Genomic DNA, 9,194 nt, shown 5'->3' on the forward strand with positions numbered 1-9,194 from the left:
AGCGGGCGGCCCGCCGAACGCGGGCCGCCCGCTCCCGCCCGTCAGCCGAAGAGGGCCCGGCGCAGCGCGACCAGCCGCTCCGCGGCGGCCCGGCGGCTGATCTCCGCTCCGGGGACCAGCCCGTCGAAGCCGTGGAAGGCCCCCGGGTAGAGGTGGAACTCGGTGGAGACGCCCGCCTGCGCCAGCCGCAGCGCGTAGTCGGCGCACTCGTCCCTGAAGACCTCCAGCTCGCCGACGTCGACGTAGGCCGGCGGCAGGCCCGACAGGTCCGCCGCCCTGGCCGGTGCCGCGTACGCGGAGACGTCGTGGCCGCCCGCCCGCTCGCCCAGCAGGGCCTTCCAGCCCAGCAGGTTCGCGGTCCGGTTCCACACGACGGCGTCGGTGAACTCCCGGCTGGACGGGGTGGTGTTGCGGTCGTCCAGCATCGGGCAGATCAACAGCTGGAACGCCACGGCCGGGCCGCCGCGGTCACGCGCCAGCAGCACGGTCCCCGCGGCGAGACCCCCACCGGCGCTGATCCCTCCCACCGCGACGCGCGCCGGGTCGACGCCGAGCTCGGCGGCGTTCTTGACGGTCCACACCAGCCCGGCGTAGCAGTCCTCGACCGGCGCCGGATCCGGATGCTCGGGCGCCAGGCGGTAGTTCACCGAGACGACCGCGCACCCCAGCTCGGCGACGTAGTGGTTGAGGCGCGGGTCCTCCATCTCGACCTGACCGAAGATCATGCCGCCGCCGTGGATCCAGTACAGGACGGGAAGGACCCCCTCGCGGCCGGCCGGGCGGTAGATCCGCAGCCGGACGTCGGGGGCGCCGTCCGGCCCGGGCACCGTACGGTCCTCGACCGTCACCCGCTCGTCCGGCGGGAGCGGCTCCATCGCGGCGAACGCCTCGCTCATCCGCAGGCGCAGGCCGGGCAGGTCCTCCACCGCCACGCCTTCGAGGTCGACGACGGGCAGCGCCCCCTCCCGTACGGCGACGGCGAGGCCGGGGTCGATGTTCCGATGAAGTGTCATATCACTCACTTGGTCGGGGATGGCACGTGGCCGGGGACGGCCGGCCTGCTCACGACCGGCTCTCCCCCGATCATGCGCGAGCCGCCGCCCCTTTCACAACCGGGCCCCGCCCGTCGCCGCGACGCCTCGGCGCCTACCCGGCCCGGGGCCGGGTCAGGGCGTTGCGGCCCCGGGCCACGGTGACGTCCACGGCCTTGAGGTCCGCGTGGTCGCGCGCGGCCGCCAGTGCCTCCTTGGCGGCGTCGTAGCAGTCCAGGGCCCGGTTCCAGTCGAGGACCTCCCCGCCCTCGTCGGCCAGGCGGTCGATCTCCTCGCCGAGCCGCGTCACGTTCTCCTCCCGGGCCGCCCGGCCCTCCTCGAAGCGGACCGCCTGCTCGGCCAGCTCGGCCCTGGCGAGCCTCGCCCGGCGGCGGCCGCGCGCGATCACCCTGAACACCACCCAGAGGACCACCAGCCCCGTCAGGGACAGGAAGACCACCCAGCCGGTCGCCATCCTGCTGGACGACCCCGACAGGTCGATGCCCTCGGCGCGATCGGCCTTCAGGCCGGTGACCTCGGCGTCCACGAAGACGGCGCCCCGCATCTCGCTGAACCGCGCGTCGGCGCCGCCCAGCTTCGCGCCCCGGAAGATCGCGCCGCGGAACTCGCCGCTGGACAGGTCGGCCCGTTCCATCCTCGCGCCGGTGAAGTCGGCCCGGTCGGCCCTGGCGCTGCCGAACTCGGTGTCGCGCAGGTCGGCGCCGACCAGTCTGGCGCCGGTCAGGTCGGCGCTGCCGAACGCCGCCCCCGACAGCTCGGCCCTCGTGAGGTTCGCCCCGGCGAGTTTGGCGCTGCCGAGCTGTGCCCCGGACATGCGGGCCCCCGTCAGGTCGGCGCCCATGAGCTCGGCGCTGCCGAGCTTGGCGTGCTCCAGCAGGGCGCCGCGCAGGTCGGCCCCCTTGGCGTAGCGGATCGTCGCCCCGGTGGCCACGATGTCACGCAGGATCGCCCGGTCCAGCTTGACCGGGCCCAGGTCGACCCCCTCCAGCCTGGCACCGGTCAGGTCGGCGCAGCTCAGGTCGCGGGGGAACTCGGCGACCCTGGTCAGGTCCCAGCCCGCGTACCGCTGCCCGCTGCCCGGCTCGCACGCCGGGTCGGGGGCAGGCAGGGCCTTGGGCACGCCCTCGCTGCCCTCCAGGCGCGCGCCCGTGACGTCGCCGAGATCGGCCCCGGTGAGATCGGCGCCCTTGAACGTCGCGCCGTTCATCGCCGACTGGCGCAGTTGCGTGCCGCGCAGATCGGCGTCCTTGAGCACGGCCCGCAGCAGCGTGGAGTCGTACATGCGGGCCTTGGCCGCCTTGAGGCCGGTGAGGTCGGCCCGGCGCATGTCCACGCCGTAGGCGTCGGCGTCGGTCAGGTCGACGCCGGCCAGTTTCGCGTCGTCGAACTGGGCGCCGTAGGTCTTGGCGCGCACCATCGAGGCCCCGCTCAGGTCGGCGCCCTCGAAGTGGGACCCGTACGGCAGGGAGTCGTCCATGACCGCCTCGCGCAGGTCGGCGCCGCGCAGGTTCGCGTAGTACAGCTCGGCCTCGGTCAGGTCGGCCTTGCCCAGCCTGGCCCCGGCCATCTCGGCCTGCGGGAGCCGGGCCCCCCTGAGCGAGGCGCCCCGCAGGTCGGCGCGGGTCAGCACGCTGCGCACGACCACGCCGTCCAGCCGGGCCCCGCGCAGGTCGGCGCAGGACAGGTCGGCGGGCAGTGCGACCCGGGTGAGGTCCCTGCCGGCGAGGTCGGGCCCGCCGCCCGGCCTGCACGCCGCACCGGCACCCGCGGACCGGGCGGCGGACGTGTCCTGGACCCCGGAGGCGGAGGCGGGGGCGGCGGTGCGGGCGGCCTGGAGGGCGGGGACGGCGGACGCGGCGGCGTCCGGGGTCAGGAACGGGGAGGCGGGACCGGAGGACGCGGCACCGGGGGTCAGGACCGCGAACAGGATCGCCGCACCGGCGACCAGGGGGGCAGGGCTGGGCATGTCTCTCTCACTGTCTCCCCCCGGGACGCGTGGCCCCTGGCCGGCGGGGGAGAGGCTGCGCCGGGCGGGGGTTCATGGACGGGCCGGCGTGAACGACGGCGGACCCGCCTGATGGACCGTACGGGAACGGGACCCGTTGTACGAGGGGCCGGTTGCGGCCCGCTTGCGAACCGCCTACCGGCCGTCCGCCGGGACGGGGTTGTCCATGACGTGAGACGCCTGCTTGAAACGTGACTTGACGGGGCCGTACGCTTCAATCACGATAATCCCTATCAGCACAGTAGGAAAAACAGGAAGGGGGGCGTCGTGCGTGCGCTCATCCTCTTAGGTCTTGTCGGCTTCGCCGCGCAGCTCGTCGACGGCAGCCTGGGCATGGCCTATGGTGTCACCTCGACGACGCTGCTCCTGGCCATCGGCACCAACCCCGCCGCAGCCTCGGCCACCGTTCACCTCGCCGAGATCGGCACCACCCTCGCCTCGGGCGTCTCCCACTGGCGCTTCAACAACATCGACTGGAAGGTCGTCGGCAAGATCGGTATCCCCGGCGCGATCGGCGCGTTCGCGGGAGCCACCTTCCTGTCGGGCCTGTCCACCGAGGTCGCCGCCCCGGTCATGTCGATCATCCTGCTCGTCCTGGGCCTCTACGTCCTGATCCGCTTCACCGCGTTCGGGCTCCCGCGGGGCAACCTGGGCAAGCCGCTGCGCAAGCGCTTCCTCGCGCCCCTCGGCCTGGTGGCCGGGTTCGTCGACGCCACCGGCGGTGGCGGATGGGGCCCGGTCGGCACCCCGGCGATCCTGGCCAGCGGCCGCCTGGCCCCGCGCAAGGTGATCGGCTCCATCGACGCCAGCGAGTTCCTGGTCGCCATCGCCGCGAGCGTCGGCTTCTTCTTCGGCATCGGCTCGGAGAACATCGACTTCGCCTGGGTGGCCGTCCTGCTGATCGGCGGCGTCATCGCGGCCCCCATCGCCGCCTGGCTGGTCCGGCACATCCCGCCGCGCATCCTGGGCTCCGCGGTCGGCGGCGTCATCATCCTGACCAACGTGCGCACCCTGCTGCGCAGCGACTGGATCGACGCCTCCGGAGCCGTCCAGTCGATCGCCTACATCACCATCGCCGTCATCTGGGCCGGCGCCATCGCCTACTCGGTGCGCGAGTACCGCCGCGACCGTGACAACGAGACGGCCGAGGCGATCGAGGCCGAGGAGCGGCGCCGCGCCGCCGAGCAGGAGACCGCGGGGTCCGTCGGCTGAGCCGGCGGGCGCTCCGGCGCCCCTTCCGTCCCGGACGCCTCCTCGCCACGGCGAGGGCGCGTCCGGCCCGGCCCTGTCTACCCCTGTCCGGCCCTGTTCGGCCCTGTCCCGTCCGGCCCGCCCGTTCGGCCTGTCCGGCCCCGGTTCCGCTCGGCCTCGTCCGGCTCGCTTCCGGCCGTGCGCCGCGGCGCCGTGTTCAGGCGAGTTTCTCGGTGATCTCCGCGATCCTGGCGCGCTGCTCGGTGACGAGCCTGTCCGCGAGCCGGGCGGTCGGCCGGTGCGTGCCCAGCGCGATCACGACCTGGGACATCTGGACGCCGCCGCCCAGGTGCCTGCCCAGCACGGTCAGCCACAGCCTGTCGAAGGCGGCCCCCGAGCGCCTCTCCAGGGAGGAGATCTGCGCGGCCGACGGCATGCCCGGCATGTCGTGCGCGGAGTGCGAGGCGTGCGCGGCGTACCCGGCGTCCTGCGGCACCTCGGCCCCCCACGACCGCAGCCAGCCGGACATCAGCTCGATGTCGGCCCTCTCGTCCCGGGTCAGGGCGGCCGCCAGGTCGCGCACGTACGGATTCCCGGTCCGGCCCTCCACCAGGGCGGCGAGCCGGATCGTCAGGCGGTGATGGGTGATCATCTCCTGGGAGAAACGGACGTCCGCGTCGCCGCGTCCGGCGGCCACGCCCATGGCCTGGACGGCGGGCGCGGGCGTCACGGCCGCCGACGAGCACCCGGCGGTCAGTATGGCGGAGACCAGCAGGGTGGCGGCCAGGGACCGTCGTCTGCGCGACCGCCGGGTGCTCATCGGGATCACTACCCCTTTCGCTCGGGTGGGAAGGATCGATCGTGCCGTTCCACCGTGAGATACGCGGGTTCCGCCGCGGAGGTTCAGCGCCGGCGGAGAATCCGGGCACGAGATCCCCGGCCGCCGCTCCCGGGCTCCCGTCGTCCGGGTCCCGGGACGGACCGGCCGGGCCGTCACCGTGCCCGGGGCGTCCGGCGCACCGGCCCGGAGAACGGATCAGCCGGGCACGTCGCCGTGCTCGGAGATGCTTTCCAGCCAGGCGCGGTGCAGGTCGGCGAAGCGGCCCGCCCCGCCGATCAGCTCGCCGGGCGGGCCGTCCTCGACGATCCTGCCGCCGTCCATCACCAGCACCCGGTCGGCGATCTCGACGGTCGACAGGCGGTGCGCGATGATCAGAGCCGTCCGGTCGGCCAGGACGGTCCGCATCGCCCGCTGCACCAGCCGCTCGCCGGCGACGTCCAGGCTGGACGTCGCCTCGTCGAGGATCAGCACCGCGGGATCGGCCAGGAACGCCCTGGCGAACGCGACCAGTTGCCGCTGCCCGGCCGACAGCCGGCCGCCGTGCTTGCCGACCTGGGTGTCGTACCCCTCGGGAAGCGCCGAGACGAACGCGTCGGCGCCGGTCGCGCGGGCCGCGGCCACCACGTCGGTCATGCTCGCGTCCGGCCGGCCGAATCTGATGTTGTCCGCCACAGAGCCGCTGAAGAGGAAGTTCTCCTGGGTCACCAGGACGATCGCGGCGTGCCGGGTCTCCTCGCCGAGATCGCGCAGGTCGACCCCGTCCAGCAGCACCCGCCCGGCCACCGGGTCGTAGAACCGGGAGACGAGCTTGGCCAGCGTGGTCTTGCCCGCCCCGGTGGTGCCGACCAGCGCCACCGTCTGCCCGGCGGGGACGACCAGGTCCAGCCGGGGCAGCACCGGGGTGCCGTCCAGGTAGGAGAACTCCACGTCGCGGAACTCGATCCTGCCGCGCGGCTCGTCCAGCGCGACCGGCGCGGCCGGTTCCGCCACGTCCGGGCGCTCCTCCAGCACCCCGGAGAGCTTCTCCAGCGCCGCCCCCGCCGACTGGAACGTGTTATAGAACTGGCTGATCTCCTGCATGGGCTCGTAGAACTGGCGCAGGTAGAGCAGGAACGCCGCCAGCACGCCCACGGTCACCTCGCCCTGGATGGCCAGCGTGCCGCCGTACAGGAGCACGGCCGCGATCGTCACGTTCCCGATGAGCTTGACGCCCGGCGAGAAGACCGCGATCAGCCGCATGCTCCGCAGGTTGGCGTCCCGGTAGTCGTTGTTGAGCCGGGAGAAGATCGCCTGGTTGCGGGGCTCCCTGCGGAACGCCTGCACCGCGCGCATGCCGGTCATCGACTCCACGAAGTGGACGATCACCAGCGCCACCGTCTCCCGCGTCCGGCGGTAGATGATGCTCGACTGCCTGCGGAACCAGCGGGTGAACAGCGCGAGCACCGGCAACGGCAGCAGCGCGACCACGCCGAGGTGGACGTCCAGCGTCAGCAGCAGCACGGCCGTGCCGACCAGGGTCAGCACGGCGGTGACGAGGTCGTCGAACCCCGACTGCAGCATCTCGGAGATCGCGTCGATGTCCGAGGTGAGCCGGGAGACGACCCGGCCGGAGGTGTAGCCGTCGTGGAAGGAGAGCGACAGCCGCTGGAAGTGGCCGAAGACCCGCCGCCGCAGCTCCAGCAGGATGCCCTGGCCGATGCGCCCGGCCATCCTGAGGAACACCTGCCGGGTCACGAGCTGGACGGCGGCGGCCACCAGGATCGCCGACACGACCGTGACCAGCGTCCCCGGCCCGGACCCCGCCACCATCGGCGGGATGCCCGCGTCGATGCCCACCTTGACCAGGTAGGGAATGGAGAGCGAGGCGACGTTGCAGGCCACGATGATCGCGACGAGCACGACGATCTGCCTGCGGTACGGGCTCAGCAGGTCGCCGAGCAGCCGCCGGGACCTGCTGCGCAGCAGGAACGACACCTGCTCCGTGAGCTCGTCCTGATCCTCGGCGGCGACCCCGCGCCACTCCCGTGCCGCGTCTCCGGGGCCGTTCCCGTCCGGGGTTCGCCCGTTCCGGCCGTCCCGCGCGTTCCTCGGTTCCCCCCGCCCGTTGCGATCGCTCCGCCCGTTCGGACCGTTCAGCCTGTCACCGTTGCCGTTGCCGTTGCCGTTGCCGTTGCCGTTCTCGGTCTCCGTTCCCGTTCCGTCCCCGGTCCCGACCCGCGCGGGTGGTTCGGTCCTGCTCATCGCAGCGCCTCCTCGGTGTCCGGGTCGGCCGACAGCAGCGCGCGGTACTCGGGCACGCTCGCCATCAGCTCGTGATGGCGGCCGACGTGCGCGATCGTGCCGTCCAGCAGCAGGGCCACCCGGTCGGCGAGCAGCACGGTCGAGGCGCGGTGGGCGACGACGATGCCGGTGGCCTCGCGCAACACGTGCCGCAGCGCCTCCTCGACCAGGGCCTCGGTCTCGACGTCGAGCGCCGACAGGGTGTCGTCCAGCACCAGGATCCTGGGACGGCTGAGGACCGCGCGGGCCAGCGCGAGCCGCTGCCGCTGGCCGCCGGACAGCGACATGCCCTGCTCGCCGATCCTGGTCTCCAGCCCCCAGGGCAGCTCGTGGACGAACCCGGCCTGGGCGACCCGGAGCGCCTCGGCGATCTCCTCCTCGCTCGCGTCGTGCCGTCCCAGCGTGAGGTTCTCCCTGACGCTCATCGAGAACAGGGTCGGCTCCTCGAACGCGGTGGCGACCATCGAGCGCAGCACCGGCAACGGCAGGTCGCGCACGTCGACACCGTCGATCGTGACCCGCCCGGCGCTGACGTCGTACAGCCGGGGGACCAGCGAGACCAGCGTGCTCTTGCCCGAGCCCGTCGCGCCCACGACGGCCACCGTCTCACCCGGCCGCACCTCCAGCCGGACGTCGCGCAGCACCGGCTCGGCGGCGCCGGGGAAGCGGAACTCCGCGCCCTCGAAGCGCAGGTGCCCGCGGGGCCGTTCGATCGTCCCCGTCCCGCCGACGATCTCCGGCTCGGTGTCGAGCACCTCCATCACCCGGTCCGCCGCGGTCATCGCCTCCTGCCCCATCGTGAGGATGAAGCCGAGCGCCGAGATGGGCCAGACGAGCTGGAGCATCAGGGTGGCGAAGGCCACCAGCGTCCCCAGCGTGAGGGTGCCGGAACCGACCGCGAGGGCGCCGAGCAGCAGGACGAGGGCGAGGGTGACGTTCGGGATGACCTCCAGGAAGGTGAAGAACCTGGCCGACAGGCCCACCTTCTCCATCGACGTCCCGTACACCTTCCGGGCACCCTCCTCGAAGATCCCGGAGACGTAGCGCGCGCGGCCGAAGGCCTTGACGGTCCGGATGCCGGCCGCGGACTCCTCGACGACCGTGGCGAGGTCGCCCTGCTCGTCCTGGACCCTGCGGGAGATGGTGATGTACCGGCGCTCGAAGCGCAGCGAGGTCACCGCGATGGGCACGGTCGAGACGACCACGAGCAGGCCGAGCGGCCAGTACATGTGCAGCAGCAGCGCGGTCACCGTGACGATCTGAACGGTGATCATGACCAGGAAGAGCAGGCCGAAGCCGAGGAAGCGGCGGATCGCCGACAGGTCGGTCGTGGCGCGGGACAGCAACTGCCCCGACTGCCAGGCGGCGTGGAAGCCCATCGGCAACCGCTGCAGGTGGGCGTAGAGGTCGTCGCGGATACTGGTCTCCAGGCCCAGGACGGCGTCGGCGAGCATCCACCGCCGCATGAAGACGAGCGCGGCCTCGATCACGCCCAGGGCCAGCGCCAGCAGGGCCAGGGGGAGCACGCCCGCGCTGTCGCCGCGGGCGACGGGGCCGTCGATGATCTCCCGGCCGATCAGCGGGATGACGATGCCGATCCCGACCGCGGCGAAGGCCGGTATCCAGATGACGACCATGCGGGTGGCGTAGGGGCGCAGGTAGGACTTCAGCCTCCACAGGGAGGCCGCCCTGCCGCCTGGCCGGACGGGCGACGGCGGCGAGTGCCGGTCGCCGGTGCCGGTCGTGGTTCCGGCGCCGGCGCCGGCGCCAGTTGTCGTCCACCCAGCCGCGCCTGGCGAGCTTGCCCAGCGCCGCGGACGAGACG

The 9,194-nt window shown here is 73.2% G+C and carries 6 protein-coding genes; 1 reads left to right on the plus strand and 5 read right to left on the minus strand.

What is annotated here, in order from left to right; all coding sequences use genetic code 11:
• Positions 1-41 precede the first annotated feature (41 nt).
• Both AB0G16_RS23430 and AB0G16_RS23435 read right to left on the minus strand, forming a co-directional pair.
• Complete coding sequence (locus tag AB0G16_RS23430) at positions 42-1,013, minus strand: alpha/beta hydrolase (RefSeq protein ID WP_362808586.1); 972 nt, start codon at positions 1,011-1,013, stop codon at positions 42-44.
• A gap of 133 nt (positions 1,014-1,146) precedes the next feature.
• The gene (locus AB0G16_RS23435) at positions 1,147-3,018 is read right to left on the minus strand and encodes a pentapeptide repeat-containing protein (protein ID WP_362808589.1); all 1,872 of its coding nucleotides are present in this window, start codon (positions 3,016-3,018) and stop codon (positions 1,147-1,149) included.
• A 306-nt stretch (positions 3,019-3,324) separates the two neighbouring features.
• On the opposite strand from AB0G16_RS23435, the gene AB0G16_RS23440 reads away from it, so the two are divergent.
• Complete coding sequence (locus AB0G16_RS23440; RefSeq protein WP_362808592.1) at positions 3,325-4,269, plus strand: sulfite exporter TauE/SafE family protein; 945 nt, start codon at positions 3,325-3,327, stop codon at positions 4,267-4,269.
• A 196-nt stretch (positions 4,270-4,465) separates the two neighbouring features.
• Here AB0G16_RS23440 and AB0G16_RS23445 read toward each other — a convergent pair whose 3' ends face one another.
• The 3 genes from AB0G16_RS23445 to AB0G16_RS23455 all read right to left on the minus strand — a co-directional run bounded on the left by AB0G16_RS23445 (position 4,466) and on the right by AB0G16_RS23455 (position 9,006).
• Positions 4,466-5,068, minus strand: coding sequence for a DUF305 domain-containing protein (locus tag AB0G16_RS23445; protein ID WP_362808595.1), 603 nt, complete (start codon positions 5,066-5,068; stop codon positions 4,466-4,468).
• Between the two features lie 216 nt (positions 5,069-5,284).
• Positions 5,285-7,330 (minus strand): ABC transporter ATP-binding protein, encoded by a 2,046-nt coding sequence (locus AB0G16_RS23450; RefSeq protein WP_362808597.1) that lies wholly within the window; start codon positions 7,328-7,330, stop codon positions 5,285-5,287.
• Positions 7,327-9,006 (minus strand): ABC transporter ATP-binding protein, encoded by a 1,680-nt coding sequence (locus tag AB0G16_RS23455; RefSeq protein WP_362808600.1) that lies wholly within the window; start codon positions 9,004-9,006, stop codon positions 7,327-7,329. Before AB0G16_RS23455 ends, AB0G16_RS23450 begins: the two co-directional genes overlap by 4 nt.
• Between the last annotated feature and the right edge of the window lie 188 nt (positions 9,007-9,194).

Source organism: Streptosporangium sp. NPDC023615 (assembly GCF_040640155.1).
Classification (GTDB): domain Bacteria; phylum Actinomycetota; class Actinomycetes; order Streptosporangiales; family Streptosporangiaceae; genus Streptosporangium.

Coding starts and splice junctions, on each gene's coding strand:
- AB0G16_RS23430 (WP_362808586.1), bottom strand. CDS start 1,013: ATGACACTTCATCGGAACATCGACCCCGGCCTCGCCGTCGCCGTACGG.
- AB0G16_RS23435 (WP_362808589.1), bottom strand. CDS start 3,018: ATGCCCAGCCCTGCCCCCCTGGTCGCCGGTGCGGCGATCCTGTTCGCG.
- AB0G16_RS23445 (WP_362808595.1), bottom strand. CDS start 5,068: ATGAGCACCCGGCGGTCGCGCAGACGACGGTCCCTGGCCGCCACCCTG.
- AB0G16_RS23450 (WP_362808597.1), bottom strand. CDS start 7,330: ATGAGCAGGACCGAACCACCCGCGCGGGTCGGGACCGGGGACGGAACG.
- AB0G16_RS23455 (WP_362808600.1), bottom strand. CDS start 9,006: ATGGTCGTCATCTGGATACCGGCCTTCGCCGCGGTCGGGATCGGCATC.